Here is a 19,032-nt window from a genome sequence, read left to right as displayed (position 1 = left end):
TCGGTTTCTTGGAAGCGACGCAGAAGAACACTTGATCAGAACGGGAATTTCAGTGAGTCGACGAGTGAAACAGGGGGGTGTTATAATTCGCACGTCGATTCGAGTCGTCTTCAGTCACTGGCTCAAGCATTGCTTCAGGAATAGAGCTACTGAGGGGTGTCATGGCTTCTTCCCCTTCCATTCTTCTTGTGGATGACGAGAGCGATATCTGCCAGAACCTCGCAGATATCTTTGAAGACCTCGGCTTCGATGTCGAAACCGCACTCTGTGGTGAATCGGCGATGGAGATGATCCACCGTCGATGTTACGACGTCGCTCTGGTGGATCTGAAGATGCCTGGCATGGACGGTCTTGCACTGTCCCGGGCGATTCGTCAGGCACACCCGAGCACTGTCCTGCTGATCGTCACGGCCTATTCCAATTCAGAGACGGGGGACGAAGCACTTCATTCCGGAGTCTGGCAGGTCATGTCCAAGCCGGTCGACTTGTCCCGATTGCTCTCATTGGTCAACGATGCTGTCCGGCAGCCGGTGCTGATGGTCGTGGATGACGATGTGGAACTCTGCGAAAGTCTGTGGAGTCTGCTGCGGGCTCAGGGGTATCGCGTCTGCACAGCCTTCTCTGATGAGGAAGCAATCCGACGTCTGGAGGAAAGTGAATTCCGAATCATTCTCGTAGGACTCAGCCGCTGTTCCAGCGACAACCATCCAGTTCTGGAGATCATTCGTCGTGAAAATCCGCAGACGAAGGCGATCATCGCAACTGAACTTTCAACCGGGGGCGAAGCACCGGCCGAACTTTCAACAGCCGCTGATGCCGTTTGTCAGAAGCCATACGACCTGGACCAGTTGCTCGAAACGATTCAACGTCTGCTCGACGAACAGTCTCTGTAGTTTGTGAATGTCTTGACTTTGAAAACTCCATTGACTTCTCAGACTCGCCCCCTGCCGCCATCTTCGACCGATCCCATGGAGACTCCTCCGCCACTTCGAATTTTTATCATCGAGGATGATCTCGATAGCTGTCACAACCTGCGGGATATCCTGGAGCTGGATGCACATACTGTTTCCTTCGCTCATACCGCTCAGCAGGCTCTGGCTGATCCGGACCTGACGGCAGCATCGGTGATTCTTCTCGACTGGAGGCTGCTGGAAACAACGGCCCTGGAACTGCTCCCGCGGATCGGGGCAATCGCCCCGGACGCCGACGTCGTGATCATCACCGGGCACGGAGACTTTGATCAGGCTGTGACTGCTCTGCGGGAAGGGGCTGTCGACTATCTGCTCAAACCGATTAATGCGCAGGCGCTGCGAGGGAGTCTGCAGAGACTGGCGCAGCGTCGCTGGCTCGCGCAGGAGAAAGCCCGATCCGATGCCATGTTCCGCAATCTGGTTCAGGCGGCTCCCTGCCTGATCATCATTCTGCGAGCGGACCTGACCATCACTTACTTCAGCCCGTTTGCAGAACAGCTGACAGGTTATCGCCTGGAGCACGTTCTGAATCGAAATGTGGTGGAACTCTTCTTTCCCGGCCTGTCGGAATCCGGTGATGCTCCCGAGCTTGAGAACCTGTTTGAACACCAGCCGGCCGAGGGTCAACAGCGACCGATTCAATGTGCGGACGGCTCGCAGCGATGGATTGTCTGGAATACACAGACGATTGATGATGTCGACGGTGCTTCGGGAATTCTTGCTGTCGGACAGGATGTCACGGACTTTCGACATGCCACTGAGCAGCTCGTTCAGTCCGAACGGCTTTCCGCCATCGGCGAAGCGATGACCGGACTCGCGCATGAAAGCCGAAATGCTCTTCAGCGGAGTCAGGCCTTCCTCGAACTGCTCTCCATTGAAGTGGCCGGACAGGATGAAGCGTTGCGTCTGGTCGACTGCATTCAGGAAGCTCAGAACCATCTGCACCAGCTGTATGAGGAAGTGCGACTTTATGCAGCCCCCGTTCGACTCGAACGCCAGCATTATCTCCTCAGGGAGTTGATGGAGGAGACATGGGACTATCTGGACCAGGCTCGTGCAGGACGCGTGGCGGAGTTGAAAATCGACGAATCAGCCAGCACGGTGATGGTGCATGTGGACCGCTTCATGATTCAGCAGGTCTTTCGAAACATTCTGGAGAACTCGCTGGCAGCCTGCTCTGATCCCGTGTTAATTCAGTTCAAGGCGGCGATCACGCAGGAATCCGGTCGCAATGTTGTGCACCTCTCCATCCGGGACAACGGTCCGGGATTGAGCCCTGTTCAGCGTGAAAGAATCTTCGATCCGTTCTACACGACAAAAACACGCGGCACCGGACTGGGGATGACGTTGAGCAAGCGCATTATCGAAGCGCATGGCGGTCGGATCTTCATCGGGACCGGTCCGGGAACCGAAATTGTCATTCAGTTTCCCGTCTGACCGTTGACCCTCGGTTTACACAAGTCCCTTCCACTTCCGCAGCGACCACTCCAGCGTCATGACCGCTGTGAAGAGGAGCAGGAGGGGGTAACCATCCCAGAGATTGATCCGCCGATAGCGTTTCAGGTCGGCGGGAATTCCTTCTTCCAGAAGTGTCGTCAGAAACTTGCCGAAGTTCTCCGGTGCGACCACAGCTCCCCCGGTCAGCGCGGCCAGTTCATTCATGAGTTCATGGTCGGCAGCGGGATTGTCCATCTCCAGATCACGGGCATCCACCACGAATCGGGTCTGAGCAGACAGGCCCAGAGATTGTCCATCCTTGGTCGCGGAAACCCGGACCCAGTAGTCACCGGGAGTTGCGGATTGAGAGAATTCCGCCAGCCCGCCAGTGGTGAGTCGCTGCGATGGAAGGGCAACGGTCTTGCCGTCAGGCTGCATGACTTCAACCGTGTATTGTGCATCTGGAATCGGCTGTCCCTGGCTGTCCTGGGCTCCGAACTCGATCGGAACGCGGGAATAAGGGGCAAAGTTTCTCGGTTCGACGCGCGCCCAGATCGGCTGGTCGGAATCAAATTCCTTTCGTGCCAGCCAGAGCACTACCTGTTGCCAGAACCGTTGATGTTCGGCGCGATACCCCTTCAGATGCCAGCGCCAGGTCTCATCCACTCCCAACGCCAGCACACGACCCCGGCCGGTGTCCGCAGCGATCAGGAGCGGTTCGAGTTCTTCAGATTCCGCAAGGATCTCAACAGCCCCGGACTTTGGAGTCAGCCTTGTGGCCCCGGACATCACAGGCAGCTGTCGCCAGGCCCGATCATTTTCGGGAGTGGAGAGCTGCATCAGGTACCGGCGTTCCCCATCGCGGGTCGGAAGCATCTTCACGGGATGAGTAATCTGATTGCGAGACGGGTTCTCCGTCGGTCCGAGTTTCTCACCGGGGGTCATCCGGACAGGCAGCAACTCAGCCAGGGGAGTTCCCGCGTAGCCTCCCGAGCCGAAGTTGCGGACCCCGCCCAGCATTCCCAGCCCGGCCCCTTCCCGAACCCGCAGCGCCAGGTCGTTCAGAAGATTCCGATCGGGAAGCTGGAAGACTTCTGCAGGGAGATCTCCAATCAGATAGACGTCGTAGGCACCCGGATCAAACATCTTCCGATCCAGGAGCGTCCGCTGACCGCCGGCAGCGTTCAGGACAAACTGCATGTCGAGCTGAATTTTGGCAGTGTCGTTGAGCTGCCGCAGAAACTTCTGTTCAAGACGGATGGAGTCAAGATAAGCGACCCGCAGGCCCCCTTTACGAACGGTGATCAACGTTTCCAGCAGGTTGTTATTGAGTTTGATTTCGCCTTCTTCAGGGACGACCTCACCGGCGATCTTGTATTCCCCTGCCATCTCCGCGACGAAAGACAGGTCGACGTTCATTGTCACGGAATTCTCTTTGACACGAATTTCCGTAAACGGTTTGGAGTCTGCGGAAAGCAGGATCGGCTGAAGCGGACCCGATTCTCCATTGGCCTTCCCGGTCCGGTCTTCCATGAGCAGACGGACCTTCACGTTTCGGCCTGCGGCTCCTTGCAGCCGGACCAGCAGGCGAACAGGAACGAGCTTACGTTCGAATGTGACCGGCTGGTCGAGGACCATTTCTTCAATCGCCAGATCCAGACCGCTGGCGGAGAGTTCCGATGTCCCGAAGACCACCGGGTGGATCGGGACTCCATTCTCCTCAGCCAGTCGACGGGCAGCCAGAAGCGGATCGACGTCGTCGTCGCCTCCGGCCCGCTGCGCCCCGTCACTGAGCAGGAGCAGGCTGGCCAGGCGATCTCCACGGGCGTTTTCCCGCAGTTCGTCGAGAACCTTGCCGATCGCTGTCAGTTCGCCGTTGGTGTTTTCGTCTGCCGATTCGACCGGGGCCAGGTCCCCGGCAAAGTCGTAGAGCTTCAGATCGATTTCTTTGGCGAGTTTGTCCCATTGCTCGCGGTTGTCCTGCAGCATCTTCAACAGGGCCTGTCGACGAGTCAGTCCACCCGGCGCATCCCGCGTCGACATGCTCCGGCTTCCGTCCATCAGAACGACGATTTCGGTTTTCCGTTTGTCGACTTCGGAAATCTGCAAGGAAGGGCGGAACATTGTGAAGATCAGGATCAGAGCTGCCAGCAGCCGTAACCCGATCAGCGTCCATCTCCATCCTTGCGACAGGCTCTTCACCCGGGCTGGGTAGGACCACAGCACAATGACCACCATGCAGCCGGCGGCCAGCGTGATCCAGAGCCAGTTCCAGACGGGTTCGAAATTCAGATGCATAGGGATGCGGTCAAGGGGGAGGATTCTGTCGCTTGATGGTATCCGCGTGGGTCGGAAAGGGAAAAGGGGAGAGGGGGCAGTCCAGAGCAGAGAGACGAGAGTCCTGAGCAAATTCTGACACCCTGGCCCCCGCAGATTTTCTGGCTCTGGACTCTCCGCTGGCTACTTCCGGAATAAAAAAAGGCCGCCATGCTGGACCTGCATGGCGGCCTTCAACTTGATACGTGATGCTCCCAGACAGGACAGCACGCACACTTATCACGGATTAGTTGGGGATCCCCAGCATTTCCTCTTCTTCTTCCTGGATGATGATTCGCGGTGTCACCATCAGCATCAGGCTGCTGGTTTCGCGACCCACACCCGTATTCTTGAAGAGTCGGCTGATGTAAGGAAGTTTGTTCAGGATGGGCACGCCAGCCATGTTACGACCTTCGCGGAGGGACTTCACTCCACCCAGCAGGACCGTTCCGCCGTCAGGCACGCTCACCACGGTGATCACAGAGACCTGGGCAACCACAGGCTGCTGAACAGTCACGGAGCCGCCGGCGGAGTTGTTGTTTCCGCCATTGTTGTTCCCACCGTTGTTGTTCCCACCGTTGTTACCTCCGATTCCACCGCCGCCGGTGTTGCCGCCGAAGCCACCGCCTCCGCCGCCGAATCCGCCTCCACCTCCACCGAATCCACCGCCGCCGCCCAGGCCGCCGCCGCCGATTCCACCTCCACCGATGCCGCCTGTTCCACCTGCTCCACCAGAGATGTAGGAGAAGGTGAAGACGTCTGTGATGTTGGTGAAGTTCGGGAGCACGCTGAGCCGGACATAACGTCGGTCTGCAGAAACCACAGCCTGCACGGTCAGAGATGTTCCATCAGGGATCACCGAGATCTGGGGCTGATAGCCGATGTTGAAGGCACTGGCCACCGGAGTCAGCGAGGTCACGAACGGTCGCTGGGTTGCACTGATCACAGTTCCGATCTGCCCGTTGAAGAGGGTGATCTTCGGAGCATTCATCACGTTGGATCGTCGGTCTCCCTGAGCGGCCCGCACGAACATGAAGGCTTCAATGTCGCTCAGAATCGCCATCCCGAAGGAGATCCCTGCGTTCGGATCGAATCCACCGAAGGTCGGTGCAGCCAGATCGAACGAACCCTGTCGGAACGGAACATCCAGCGTCGGAGAGAAGGTGTCTGTCCCGTTGAGCAGTCCCACGACGGTTCTGGATGGCCAGTTGTCACGATCCTGCATGTTCAGGGTTGGGCCCTGTCCGAACGGTGCCAGACGTGTTGAGCCGCCGGAGTTGTTACCTCCAGTTCCTCCCGTCCCACCGGTTCCACCTGTTCCGCCGGTTCCACCTGTGTTTCCGGTGCCGCCTGACCCTCCGCTCGAGCCGCCTGTTCCACCGAAGATTGGATCGGTGCTTCCGAACGGACGGATGGGGGAGAAGTTGTTTTCGACATAAGGTCCACCAACGGTGTCGTTGATGTTGAAGTCGAAGTCGATTCCGATCTGCTCGAAGAACTGATCGCTGACGGTGATGAAGCGGACTTCAATCGTCACCTGCAGGTCCTGCAGGCGTCGCAGCTGCTCGAGCAGGTCTGCAATTTCCTGATGGACACGCTGGGTCTGGCGAATGACCAGGCTCAATGTGCTTTCATGCTGGTTGATGGAGCCTGCACCGCTGATTTCCTGCCACGAATCCGGAGAAACGGTGGTGGTGATCAGACTGGTCAGAGCTTCGAATCCATGGTTCGTCTGGCCAGGACCGCTCAGCGGTCGGGAGCCATCGGTCGTCACTCCACCCAGGGCCTGATTCAATCCGCCCAGTGGATTGGCACCGACCTGTGCGAAGCCTGGACCGCCCGGAGTTGCCGGGGTGCTCTGCATGGAATTGTTGTGATTTTCGAACCCTGTTCCCGGGACTGCCTGAGCGAACGGGGACGAGATTCCGACCGGCACCACCAGGTCGGCGACCTGATAGACCTTGGTCGTCAGCTCGCCATGCTTTCGCATCCGGCTGGTGATATTCAACACTTCGTTCTCAATGGTGTAACCCAGGTTCAGCTGATTCAGCATCAGGTTCAGGGCACTGTCCAGCCGGATGGCATCGACAGCGATGCTGATCGGGGTGCTGGCTGTCACTCCTTCTTCCGTGAGGCCGGTTTCATCGACCATCACGTTGATGCCCTGAGTATCCGCGATGAACTTCAGAACCTCTGTCAGAGGTGCATTGTTGAAGTGCAGCGAGACCGGATTCCCCAGGCTCTTGCGAACCCGCATTTCAGCTTCCGTGTGACGGCCAGCATCTGCCGGTCGTTCTCCACGTTTTTCTTTCAGTTCTTTCCAGTCCTTGGCGTAGACCAATGGATGGGCGTCGCTGACTTCAATGACGTTGGAGCTGTCCACATCGTTCAGGGCGCTCAGGAATCCGTTGGCTTTGCGTTCCTTGACGTCTTCATTGAAGGCGACCTGCATGGCCAGCTGGGACTTGATCGTCATGTTGACGGTCACCGGATTTTCCGGAGCCAGTTCCTTGGCCTGCTTGGCGAGGCTGTTGGCCTCACCATACCGTCGCTGATCCATCAGGGTGTTGAACTTCTCCACCAGCGTGGCGAGTTCCTGTTCCACCCGGACACGAGTCTGGATTTCCCGCTCGATCAGGTCTTTGGTCTCGGCGTTCTTTCGCTCGAGTTCGAGCACCGGGCGCTGCTGGGCGATGTAGGAGTCGATCGAGCTGCGTGAGCTCTTGACCCATGCCGACAGGGAGGCTTTCTGCTCATCGCTCAGGTCGGCCTGCTGGACGTTTTCGAGCGTCTGATTCAACAGAGCCTGAGCCTGTTCCGGCTGTTTCTCCCGCATCTTTTCAGCACGGAAGATCGCATTCAGACATTCTGTGCGGAGACGGTCGAACTTGGCAGCCTGGGACTGAGCCACAGCGTCAATTCGCGAAGCATCTCCCGGCAGAGTCAGGTCGCTGCCGTTATCCACAACTTCATTGCTGACCTGCTGGACGCGAGACTTGCGAGGAGCCAGTTCACGCAGTTTGTCCTGCAGCTGCTGCTGGCGATAATTGTCCAGCTTCTCACCGGAGTGGTAGGCCTGCAGGAAGGACTCATAGGCCCCTGCCCGGTTTCCTTCACGCAGGTGATTCACACCCTGCTCGTACAGTTCCTGAGCCGACAGGCCGGCCGAGTTCACAATCATCCGGTCGCGGTTGGCGATCTGCGGAGCGGCCTGTGCAGGTGAGGTGAGGTCGAGTGCGGAGTTCGAGGCGGGCTGAGCCATCGGGTTCTCAGCCATGGCCACGGGGGCTCCTCGCTTCATGGCGAGTTCCACTTCAGCCATCAGCCGCTCAGGGCTGTCTTCGAACAGGTCGTAGGTCACGTCAAACGTCGACGCCTGAGACACCTTGGCCTGGGCTTCGTTCAAGCGACCTGCCTGCATGTCAGCACGGGCCGACTGCAGCAGCTGGAGAGCCTGCTCTTTCAGGCCGACTTCGCCCTGAGGGGCTGCTGCGGGCATGGCTGCCAAGGATTTGGCAGGACCCTGCTTCGCGGCGATTTCAAGATCGTTCATCAGCCGCTCGGGGCTGTCTTCAAACAGATCGTAGGTCACATCAATGGTGGCCGCCTGGCTTGCTTTGGCCTGAGCCATATCGATCCGACCAGCGGCCAGATCAGCCCGGGCAGAGGCCAGCAATCCGATTGCCTGCTGCTTCAATGCTTCGCGAGACATGCCACTTGGGGCGGCAGGAGCAGTCGGAGCAGCAGCGACAGGATTTCCACCGCGAGTCTGCTGAGCGGCAATCAGCCTGTTCAGGTCTTCACGCACGGTTTCCGGATTATCTTCGAACAGGCCGAAGGCAACATCCAGCGAAGCGGCGTCCTGAACGCGGGCTTCAGCGGTCTTCAGATCACCGCTTCGCATCGCCTCACGTGCAGAGTGCAGCAGTGCAAGTGCCTGCTCTTTCTTCTGCGTCTGTGCAGCAAGACCTGCTGGTGCGGCTGTTGGTGCTGCTGCAGGCGCGGTTCCCGGAGCAGGACGTCCCGGCTCCATCATGTTTCGCGAAGCCAGAACACGAACTTCCTGCAGGACCAGATCCGGACGATCGTCGAAGATCCCGTACGAGGCTTCCAGCGACTGAGCCTGAGTGGCCTGCTGCTGAGCCAGTTCGAGTTTGCCGGCTGCAATGTTTTCCCGTGCGGACTTCAGCAGCTCCAGGGCTGCGGTCCGAGTCTGCTGGGCATCCTGCACGGCATTCCGCGAGGGAGGTGCCGCAGCAATGACCTGCATATTGGTCTGACGTTCCAGATCGGCGAGCAGGTGTTCCGGGTGCTCTTCGAGCAGGCCCCAGGTCACATCCATCTGCTGTGCCTGCAATGCCATCTGACGGGCTTCGTTCATCCGTCCAGCAGCCATGGCCGACTTGGCGTCGGCAAGCATCTGGACAGCCTGTGCCTTCAGCGTGGCCTGAGTCGGCGTGGCGGCCGGGACAGGTTCAGACTGAACGGCTTTCGCAGGAACGATCGGCTGATTGCTCAGCTGAGCCATCTGTGCCAGCGATTCCGATGGACCTTCCGGACGGGCCGGCTGACGGCGTGCGAGTTCGACCAGCAGATGCTCGGGGCGAACTTCAAAGACGTCATAGGTGACGTCGATGCCGCGGGCTTCTTCAATCAGCGTGCGTGCTGAATCAAAGTTGCCGGCGTTCAGGTCGGACTGCGCCTGAGCGAGCAGCTTCTGCACGTATTCCTTCTGAGCCTGTGCTCCGGAAGGGGCGACGGCCACGGGAGTCCCCGCTGGCGGTGTCATCGTCTCGCCGAAGGCCTGGGTCGAAGTGATGACCGGCATCGCTTCCGCGGCTGCGGACTGTGCGAGAGCCGTCTGAGCGAACTGCACTTCCGAGCCCGCAGGCACCTTGGCCCGGATCTCAGTCATGAGCCGCTGTGGAGAGACTTCGTTCGGGGCGAACGTGATTTTCCACTTCTGAGCCATCCCGTTGGCACTTTGAGCCAGCCGGTAAGCTTCCTGGTATTCGCCCAGCTGCATTTTCAGGCGAGCTTGTCGCATCTGATCCTGAATGCGGCGGTGTTGCACGTCTTCAGGGCTGCCAGGCACGACGTGGCTGGAAGTCGTCTGCGGCGAGGCCGACGAGCGACTCAGTGCGTCGAACGGATCTGCTCCGTTTTTAGGAGCGTCTTGGGCAGTGACCTGAGACCCAAGCCACAGGCTTGTGGTCAACAGACCTCCGCACATCATCTTTCCGAATGTTCGCAACAAAGTCGGTCCCTCCGTGGGGGTATGACCAGGCTGATCCAGGCTTGTTCGATTTCTCGCCATGACTTGGTTTGCCGCTGATGGGATGAAAGGGTGGGGAAAGGTCGCCGCAGCGTCGGACTTCATGCATCCGCGAATGGGATCGTTGAAGTCTCTCGGAGATTGGCGGAACGGGATGGGAAGTGGGATTTGACTGGGGAAAGGTGCTTCAAGGTCGCTGAATACTGCAGTCAGTCAGACAGGGTCAAGATGGGTCGTGAGGATTTCTGTCGGACCTCTGTTTTTTCAATCAAGTCCGGCGAGTGTTGCCGGAGCAAGGGGGAAAACTATCGGAGTTGAGTCTTTTCCGGGGATTCGACTTCGTCATCGAACATCGTTTCGACAACTGCTTTCGCTCGGATTTCGGCAACGACTTCGGACGCGCGTTTCTCGCGGAATTCACTGATAATCTGCTGGCGAAGATCTTCCTGGACCTCTTCCAAGGGCTGATTGCCTGCTTCACGGCGACCCGTCACTTTGATGATCTGCAGCGAAGCATTGGTCACCAGCACCGGACTGATCTCGCCCGTTTTCATTTTCTGCAGGACTTTACGAATTTCAGGGTTCGCGACGCTCTCGGGCTGCGTCCAGTCCCAGTGCCCCCCATTGTCCTTCAGCGGGCCGTCGGAATATTTCTTCACAACGTCATCAAAGGACATTCCGTCCTTCAGCGCCGCCTGTGCTTCTTCGATGCGGGCTCTCGCCTTGGACTGATTCTGCGGACCACCGGTGTTCACCTGCAGCTGCTGCCATTTCACCTGCATGGGACGGCTGTATTTTTCGATTTGAGCGTTGTACACCGCGAGAAGTTCCGCCCGGCTCGGCTTGGGGTCTTCGCCCATCTTGGTGCGAATGTATTGCGAGGCCAGCTGCTGATCGGTAAACATCCGTCGCATCGTCTCCAGGGACATCCCTTGAGCCTGCAGAACCCCTTCGAGTTCGAGCGTCGTTTCCACTTCGAATTTCTGCTTCAGGTTGGCGACGACGTCCTTTTCGAAATAGCCTGCCAGCTGCTCGTTGATGCTGTCCAGCTGTTCTTTCTTCAGTTTGGAACGGACTGCATCCGCCATCAGGATCTGTTCGACGAAGCGGTCCATGTCCCGCTTGATGAGCATCTCCTGCGTTTCGCGGATCTTTCTCTGTCGAGTCGCTTCGTCCAGGGCTCCTTTGGAGACCCCCAGAGCCAGCTGCGCCTGGTACTCTTTGAGCTTGGAGTTGTATTGCTCAAGAATTTCCCCCGCGAGGACCGGTCGGCCGTTCACCTTGGCCACGACATCAGTCATCGCCAGCGGAGTTTCCGATTCGTAGTTGACCGTCTTGACTCCCTCGGCAGAGACAGATTTCAGACCGCTCTCAGCCACGGCGTCAGCGCCGTCCTTCTGGTCCTGCCGCGCCAGGGCATCTTTGATCCGGGGGGGAGCCGGGCCAACCACCGGATTGGCAACGTTATAATTTTTCGTGCCACAGCCCACTGCCAGCAAGATCGCCAGATAGATTGATTTGCGTGACATGGGGGTAACTTCAACACGGACGGAACAGGAGGGACGACGGACTCCGGACTCGGAAATCGGGACGGAATGTCCTCCCGCTCGTCGGTTTGTCGATCGAATTGTGGGGAGAGGCGTCGGCTTATTACCGGCTGCGGCGTTTTAACGCAACACGGATTTCAGAAAGTCAACGAGCAAAGGCCCTTTCATCCCCTTTTCCGGCAGAAGAACGTATGCATTCCGCCGGTCGACGATCCGCAGGTCCCGTCCGTACCGCCCTGCGAGGTCGTGAATCCGCTGGGTGTCCTGATAGCTCAGGACCGCGAACCGGTCCTCTTCCAGCCGGATGTTGTCGATCCCCCAGGCATAGGCCATTAACTCCAGTTCCTTCAAGGAGATAAGCTGAATGGCCTCTTCAGGAAGCGGTCCAAAACGATCCCGGATTTCGTCCGCGACCTCCTTGAGTTCCCCGTGAGTGCTGACGGAGGAGAGCTTGCGGTAGACGTCAACTTTGTGGCGACCGGGGGGAATATAGGAACCAGGCAAGTACGCGGTGACCGGCAAATCCAGATTCACATGCGGACTCTCCCGAGGTGGGAGCGCTTTGAGATGCCTGACGGCATTTTCCAGAAGCTGGCAGTACAGCTCGTATCCCACAACCGAAATGTGTCCGCTTTGCTCGGTTCCGAGGATGTTTCCGGCCCCCCGGATCTCCAGGTCGCGCATGGAGATCTTGAAACCCGCTCCCAGCTCGCTGAACTCTTCAATCGCCTTGAGTCGACGGGCTGCTGTCCCGGTCAATGCTTTGTGCTCACTCACCAGCAGATAGCAATAGGCGCGATGTTTATCGCGACCGACCCGGCCTCGCAGCTGATGCAGTTCCGCCAGTCCGTACATCTCAGCCTGATTGATGAACATCGTATTCGCGGTTGGGATGTCGAGACCGCTTTCGATAATGGTGGTCGCGACCAGAATATCTGCCTGGCCGTTCACGAACTTGACCATGCTCGCCTCGAGCTCTTCGGGAGTCATCTGTCCGTGGCCGACAACGATCCTCGCTTCCGGAACAATCTGTTGAAGGCGATCCGCAATCTGATGAATGTCATACACGCGGTTATGAACAAAGTAGACCTGACCGCCGCGATTGAACTCCCGCATGATCGCTGAACGGATCAGGTCCCCGTCCCAGCGACCAATACGCGTCTCGATCGGCAATCGATCCTGAGGAGGTGTGGTGAGGTTCGAGATGTCTCGAATCCCCAGCAGTGACATATGCAGCGTGCGAGGAATCGGTGTTGCACTCAACGTCAGCACATCCACGTTCACTCGCAGGTGCTTCAACATTTCCTTGGTGGACACGCCGAAACGTTGTTCTTCGTCCACGATCAACAGTCCGAGATTCCGGAAATGGACATCCTGTGACACGAGACGATGGGTGCCGATACAGATGTCGATTCCACCGATTGATAGCTTCTCCAGAATGGCCCGCTGTTCAGCTTTCGACCTGAAACGGGACAGAGAGGCAATCTGAACGGGAAACTCCGCCATCCGTTGAGAGAACGATCGGAAGTGCTGTTCTGCCAGAACGGTCGTTGGAACCAGGACCGCCACCTGCCGTCCCGCATCCACAACCTTGAATGCCGCCCGCATTGCGACTTCGGTTTTTCCGAAACCGACGTCACCGCAGATCAGGCGGTCCATCGGTTTCTCCTGCATCAGATCGATGCGGGACTCTTCAATCGCACGCAGCTGATCAGGAGTTTCCACAAAAGGGAACGAAGAATCGAACTCCTTCTGCCACTTGCTGTCAGGAGGACAGGCAAGTCCCACCTGCGTCGCTCGTTTCGCCTGAAGCTTCAGCATGTCCGCTGCCATGTCCGAGACAGCTTCAGACACCTTCTTCTTGTTCTTCTGCCAGCTGGTCCCCCCCACCTTGGCCAGCTTGGGGGACGTCTGTGCGGCACCCACGTATTTCTGAACAAGGTGAATCAACGTGACCGGAACATAGATCCGCACCCCTTCCCGGAACTCGATGATCAGGTGCTCTTCCTGGTTCCCTTCCCGGTTCACCAGCTGCATCCCGAGGAAGCGGCCGATGCCATGAGAGAGATGGACAACCAGATCCCCTTCATTCAGGTCGAGAAAGCTGTCAATGGCCCGGCTGGCGATGCGGCTGGACGCCTTCCGCGTGGTGTGCCGGACATGCACCCGGTTGAACAGTTCGTTATCGCTGATCACCACTTTGCGGGCGAAACCCAGACGGTATCCCTGAGTCACCGTCCCCAGGCAAAGCTGCATCCGTTCATTCAGGGTGGGATCAGCCTCCTGAATCATTTCTTTCAGCCGCTCGCGTTCCCCTTCGTTGTGACAGGCAATGATGACCTGTTCATCTTTCGAAAGGACTCCCGCCAGTTCGAGAATCACTTCGGTCTTGGGGCCGGTGAACCGCTCGATCGATTCGATCTGAAGATGTGCGGTTGTCTCGAAGCTCCCAGAGCTCAGTGCGGAGATGCTGACGGTCGGAAGTTGCGTGCAGCGGGCCATCGTCGCATCGACGCCGAACAGCCCTCGCGGATTTTCGAGTCGCTGAAGGAACCGCTTCCCCTCTTCGATGACATCGGTGAGCTCCGAAAGAGCAATCCAGCTGTCGGCAGGCAGCGAGTCGAGGAGATTCGCTTCTCCCCAGCTGGAGGAATCGGCCCCTTCAGTCGGAGCAATGGCGGTCAGCTCGACGTCCCGCAAGTCTTCCACCTTGCGTTGAGACTCAACGTTGAAATACCGGAGCGAATCAACTTCATCACCGAACAATTCCATTCGGATGGGGTCGATGGCGGCTGGCGGGAAGATATCCACGATCCCGCCATGCACGCAGAATTCCCCGGGCCGTTCGATGGTCGGAACGCGTTCGAATCCGCGTTGCACAAGCCAACGGAGCAGCTCATCCGAGTCGATCACCTCTCCCACACGCAGAGTCCGCTTCCCCGCCTGACGATCGGCGCGGGCGGGAACCGGTTGGAGCAATGCCGGGAACGGGGTGACAATAACCTTGGGGGGAGTCTTTGATTCGATCAGGTCGAGCGCCCGCAACCGGGCTCCGAAGATGGCGTCTTTGACCGATCGTTCCTTTGGCAGCGTCTCCCAGGCAGGAAACACGACCGGGGGTTCTTTTAATAACGATGCTAAATCGGCAGAGAAATCTTCGACGTCACTGATCCGCGGAAGAACTACCAGCAGTGGCCCGGGAGCGTCTTCCGCCACAGCAGCTGCAACCAGCGCGCACGACGATCCCCACGCACCGTCAATCGTCCCGCTGGCGCCGCGCCGAAGCGATGCCATCACCTTTTGGTACGATTGAACGCCACGGGTCGAGCCGATCAGGTCCGGCAACGAACTGATCACCACGGGCGATCTTGCCATTGAACCTGAAAGTTATCAGGTCGAACTCGCCCGGTCTATCAAACAGAATCGGATCAGCACAGCGAGCATTCTCCGGCTCGGAGCTTTCCAGCCCTGCTGTCGATTCAACTTGCAATTCACCACGGAGTCACTGAGGCACGGAGAAGAAAAGAACCGCGAATCAGGCGAATGGTACGAATCAGAAAGCAGCCATCAACGTCCCATCCAGCCCCGATTGTTTTGCCATTCCGATGTTCCAAATTGCTGTGAAAAACGCGAAAAGGAAACCCGAAAATCGCCAGATTCACATGCTGGGCCGTTTTAAAGATTCTCCGTGTCACCGTGACTCCGTGGTAAATTTCCTTTCTTTGAATGGGTCACCTTCGGACCGTGAAACACTCAAGAGCGAATCTCACGAAAGAGTGGCGTTCCGGCGGCGATAAACACAGCTTTCGAGCAATCAATCACCCAGAATCGCCGCCACACTCCCCTGAGACAGGGGCTAAGTTCTCAACAGCCTGCGCAGCGCTTTTCCAGATGCACTGCGGGGGACAGCATCAACGAACTCGATCGTCCTGGGAAGTTTGAATGTTGCCAGCTTCGGACGCAGAAACGTCAGCAGCTCTTCCGGGGAAAGTTCCGCATTCGGCTTGAGGGCGATCACAGCTCTGGGGACCTCCCCCATAACAGGATCTGGAGCTGCGACGACAACTGCATCAGCGACGGCAGGATGGCGGAAAATCACCTCTTCGACATCGCGCGGATAAACCTTTTCGCCCCCGACATTGATCATGTCCTTCGCCCGATCCACGATGAAGACATAGCCGTCCGCATCCATCCGCACGATGTCGCCCGTGCGGAACCACCCCCCGTCAACGAAAACCTCGGCGGTCGCCTCCGGTCGCTTGAAGTAACCAGCACTGACCGCAGTCCCGCGTGCCCAGAGCTCACCAACTTCATTCACTCCCAGGGTCTTTCCTTCGGGGTCGACCACTTTCAGCTCTGTGTCTCCCATCGCCTTCCCGCATGAACCGACCCGCATCTCTTCATGTGTCGTCGTCGTGATTACAGGGCTCACTTCCGTCAGCCCGTACGATTCCGCATACCCGACTTTCCAATCATCCCGAAGCGAACTAATCAGCTCAGCAGGCATCGGAGCCGCAGCGGAATGAACGACGCGTAAACTTCGCAAGTCCCGCTCGGCTCGCGAGGGGGAACGTGTCATGTGATTGTCCATCGCTGGCACACCGAGAAACTGCGTCGGCTGCAGTCGCTCGATCAGTTCGAGAACCGGATCGGCTTTGAACCGTCTGATCACAATCGCACTGCCGCCCGCTGCGAAGATCCCCAGCACACCGTTAATCAATCCCCAGCAGTGAAAGAGCGGAGCAGCGACCAGAAGTCGATCGTCTGAATCGAAGTGGAGTCGAGCGAACTGCACCGCATTATCAATGACGTTCAGATGAGTCAGCATCACCCCTTTTGGCTGACCCGTTGTCCCCGATGTGTAGAGCAAGCACGCGACCGTATCCGGAGCGAAATCGAGGACCGGGAACGAATCTGTCCCCGTAGCCAGCAGCTCTTCCCACTCCGTCTCGACGTCCAGAATCCTCTGCACCCCCAGACCTTCGCCCATCGAACGCAGTACACTGGCCCGTTCAGAATCTGTCAGCAGCCAGACCGCCTCGGAGTCGGCGACAATCACACGAACTTCCTCGGGCCGCAACATGGCATTCACCACATTGGGAATCACCCCAGCTTTGAAGGCTCCGAGAACCGAGATCAGCAGTTCAGGACCGCTTTCCAGCAGCACTGCGAGAACCTGGCCACACTGGATTCCGGCGTTCTGCAGCGCTCCAGCAAATCGATCGGTCAGACGATCCAGTTCGCGGTATGTGACCGCTTGTTCGTTAAAGATCATTGCGGTACGGTCCGGATTTTCCGCTGCCGAATCCCGCAATAAATCGCCGATGTTCATCAATGACTCCACTTGAATCGAACCAGATCGAACAGACCCAGCCCCTGAGCACATCGCAGATTGAACGATTGCTGCATAAAATGCAAAGTCGTCAGTTGACTGGGGCTCGTGTTCTTCAACGACCAGGGGGCGGACATGTCGAGGTTCCTCATCGCGTTGTTGCTGCTTTTCATGAACTTCGATTCCGTGTCGAAGGCACAGGCGAGCGAACCAATCACCGTAAAACTTCCCGAGCACTCGGTGACGGTGAAGGTTGATCACCAGAAGGACCTGTCACTGTCTGTGGATTCGAGGGAGGGCATCCCATTTCTGCCAGAACTTCCTGATGTCACCGATCTGTACGCGACCCGCTGGATCGGGGACGGTCTCTTTCTTGTTGTCGGAGTGGAGGACTTCCCGGCAACCCGTTCGTACAATTGGATGACGATGTTGGTCCGCGACCAGCACATCATGTCGGATCAAACAGAGTTGGAAAACGCCGGCTTCTGGTTGCTCGCCAAGGGGCAGATATTCGGCAGCACTGATCCGCTCAAGCTGATTCACATCGGGGCAGCTCGAGGAGATCGCGTTGATGCCTTCTTTCTCGACGAATCCGAGATCCCGGGAACGGACAGGAAGCTGGTGATCTGGTTCCGTCACGATTGCCCGCGGCTCGATCTGGCAAATGCTGGAATTACCAGCAGGCTATACCTGACGCCCAAAGGGATCGAGGACGTTTCCAATGGGAACGTGTTCGAAAGGCAACCCGCTGAGTGATAGCTGCCGCGCCCCGCCCACCGCCCCGGTTCGATGACATGATGCCATCAAAATTTTGGCAAATTGAACACGAGGCACCCAGAGAGTTCAGCCCGGTCCTGACCCAGCAAACGGGTCATGAAGCTTCGACGAGTTCCAGTCGAGAGAGCTGAAAAATGCCGCAACTGGGCACACAGGCTCATTTCACCAGAGAAAGTGTGCCCTTCACATATCCGGGAGAAGTGCAAAGGCTTTCTGGATTTCACACCCAGTTGAACACTCGATCCAGCTGGGGAGCCAGACGTTTCTCTCCCCAGTTGGCGGTATTCGACTGACCTGCGACCACGAAAATCTCGCCCACTCCAATACGGACCACGCACGACTTCGCGGTGGTTTGCCCGAGCTGAATTACAACCTCCTTCGGATCTTTGGCGGATGTAGCCGACACTGGGCGTCGCTTCGGTAGCGAAAATCAATGAGGGGCGGTTGACCTATTCCACCAAGTCCAGGGTCAAGTGTTTACCAGAATCCGTTTTTGAAACAGAAACCTTGAGTGGAGATGACTTAATCTGGTTGTACTTGGCAGGGATTGCCGACTTGCCGCCGATTCCAGTTCCTTTGTCTCTTGGCAGTGGTTCGGTTCCCGGGATTGTCGAATGCACGACGACCGTGTAGTCCCCAGGCAGGACCCCGTCTCCAGGAAGAAACGTCGAGATCACAAACTCCCCTTGGTTGTCAATCGATCCACGACCAGGACGACCGTGTTCCGCGAGGTCCGGATTGAGGATGACTTCCCCGTGAGTGAGCGGAGATCCCTGGAACTTCACGATTCCACTTACTTTGACAACGGGTTGCCCTGAGGACCCACGGCAACCAGAAAGCAGCGAGGTCATCATTGCCAGAGACAAAAGTAAGGACGACTTGCTGCCGTAAACCCTGGTTCCCATGATATTGGCACCTCGGCTTAAGAGTTCTACTAACTGGTCGCACGATGAACGATCACAATTGGAGTTGTCTGTCCTCATGCGTTACTAAAGAAGATGCATCAACTGGAATCGTCAGCTTTACTGTGCGTGGTGACGCTTTGAGTGATGGAGATCCGCTGCAGCGGGTCTTAGGATCGCATTGACTCGATGTCATCGCAGGTGGCGCAGCGCCATCAATTGCGATTCGCAAGAATCAAAAGACTTTGACCGGTCATAGCCACTTAACGCCTCCGGTGCTTCTCCGGCCGGTAAGTCATTGTAAGTATGAGATTCGGATTTTAACGTGATCCCACACGAACAGCTGACCGCACCGGATGGAGACTGCGCCTTTTGCTAATTCCATTCGGACAGCATGCACCGGTGTAATTCACGATTATAGTCTCTCGTCTATTGCTGGAATGTGACCTGAGCCCGTCCGGCAACTCATGTTACG

10 protein-coding genes are annotated in these 19,032 nt (G+C 57.5%); 3 read left to right on the top strand and 7 right to left on the bottom strand.

What is annotated here, in order from left to right:
• Positions 1-161: 161 nt before the first annotated feature.
• On the top strand, positions 162-893 hold the full coding sequence (locus SH661x_RS01550; RefSeq protein WP_437227361.1) for a response regulator: 732 nt from the start codon (positions 162-164) through the stop codon (positions 891-893).
• Positions 894-923: 30 nt separating this feature from the next.
• Positions 924-2,408, top strand: coding sequence for an ATP-binding protein (locus SH661x_RS01545; protein ID WP_437227359.1), 1,485 nt, complete (start codon positions 924-926; stop codon positions 2,406-2,408).
• A 15-nt stretch (positions 2,409-2,423) separates the two neighbouring features.
• Here the strand turns inward: SH661x_RS01545 and SH661x_RS01540 are convergent, their stop codons facing one another.
• The 5 genes from SH661x_RS01540 to SH661x_RS01520 all read right to left on the bottom strand — a co-directional run bounded on the left by SH661x_RS01540 (position 2,424) and on the right by SH661x_RS01520 (position 16,878).
• Positions 2,424-4,706 carry a hypothetical protein gene (locus SH661x_RS01540; RefSeq protein WP_437227357.1) on the bottom strand — a complete coding sequence of 761 codons (2,283 nt, stop codon included), beginning with the start codon at positions 4,704-4,706 and terminating at the stop codon, positions 2,424-2,426.
• A 265-nt stretch (positions 4,707-4,971) separates the two neighbouring features.
• Entirely contained in the window at positions 4,972-10,041 is a 5,070-nt protein-coding gene (locus tag SH661x_RS01535; RefSeq protein ID WP_437227355.1) for a hypothetical protein, read from the bottom strand.
• Positions 10,042-10,304: 263 nt separating this feature from the next.
• Positions 10,305-11,528: a peptidylprolyl isomerase gene (locus tag SH661x_RS01530; RefSeq protein WP_437227353.1), complete on the bottom strand. Its 1,224-nt coding sequence runs from the start codon at positions 11,526-11,528 to the stop codon at positions 10,305-10,307.
• Between the two features lie 138 nt (positions 11,529-11,666).
• A complete protein-coding gene (gene mfd, locus SH661x_RS01525; RefSeq protein ID WP_437227351.1) occupies positions 11,667-14,921 on the bottom strand; it encodes a transcription-repair coupling factor in 3,255 nt (1,084 codons plus the stop codon).
• Between the two features lie 481 nt (positions 14,922-15,402).
• Positions 15,403-16,878 (bottom strand): class I adenylate-forming enzyme family protein, encoded by a 1,476-nt coding sequence (locus SH661x_RS01520; protein ID WP_437227349.1) that lies wholly within the window; start codon positions 16,876-16,878, stop codon positions 15,403-15,405.
• A gap of 135 nt (positions 16,879-17,013) precedes the next feature.
• On the opposite strand from SH661x_RS01520, the gene SH661x_RS01515 reads away from it, so the two are divergent.
• Entirely contained in the window at positions 17,014-17,634 is a 621-nt protein-coding gene (locus tag SH661x_RS01515; RefSeq protein ID WP_437227347.1) for a hypothetical protein, read from the top strand.
• 241 nt (positions 17,635-17,875) lie between these two features.
• On the opposite strand, the gene SH661x_RS01510 is transcribed toward SH661x_RS01515, so the two are convergent.
• Positions 17,876-18,061 carry a hypothetical protein gene (locus SH661x_RS01510; RefSeq protein ID WP_437227345.1) on the bottom strand — a complete coding sequence of 62 codons (186 nt, stop codon included), beginning with the start codon at positions 18,059-18,061 and terminating at the stop codon, positions 17,876-17,878.
• Positions 18,062-18,104: 43 nt separating this feature from the next.
• Positions 18,105-18,560, bottom strand: a complete 456-nt coding sequence (locus tag SH661x_RS01505; RefSeq protein ID WP_437227343.1) for a hypothetical protein — start codon at positions 18,558-18,560, stop codon at positions 18,105-18,107.
• Positions 18,561-19,032 lie beyond the last annotated feature (472 nt).

It is taken from the genome of Planctomicrobium stercoris (assembly GCF_051465655.1).
GTDB lineage: Bacteria > Planctomycetota > Planctomycetia > Planctomycetales > Planctomycetaceae > Planctomicrobium.
Note: the sequence above shows the minus strand (reverse complement) of the source record. Positions and strands in the feature narration are given on the sequence as shown.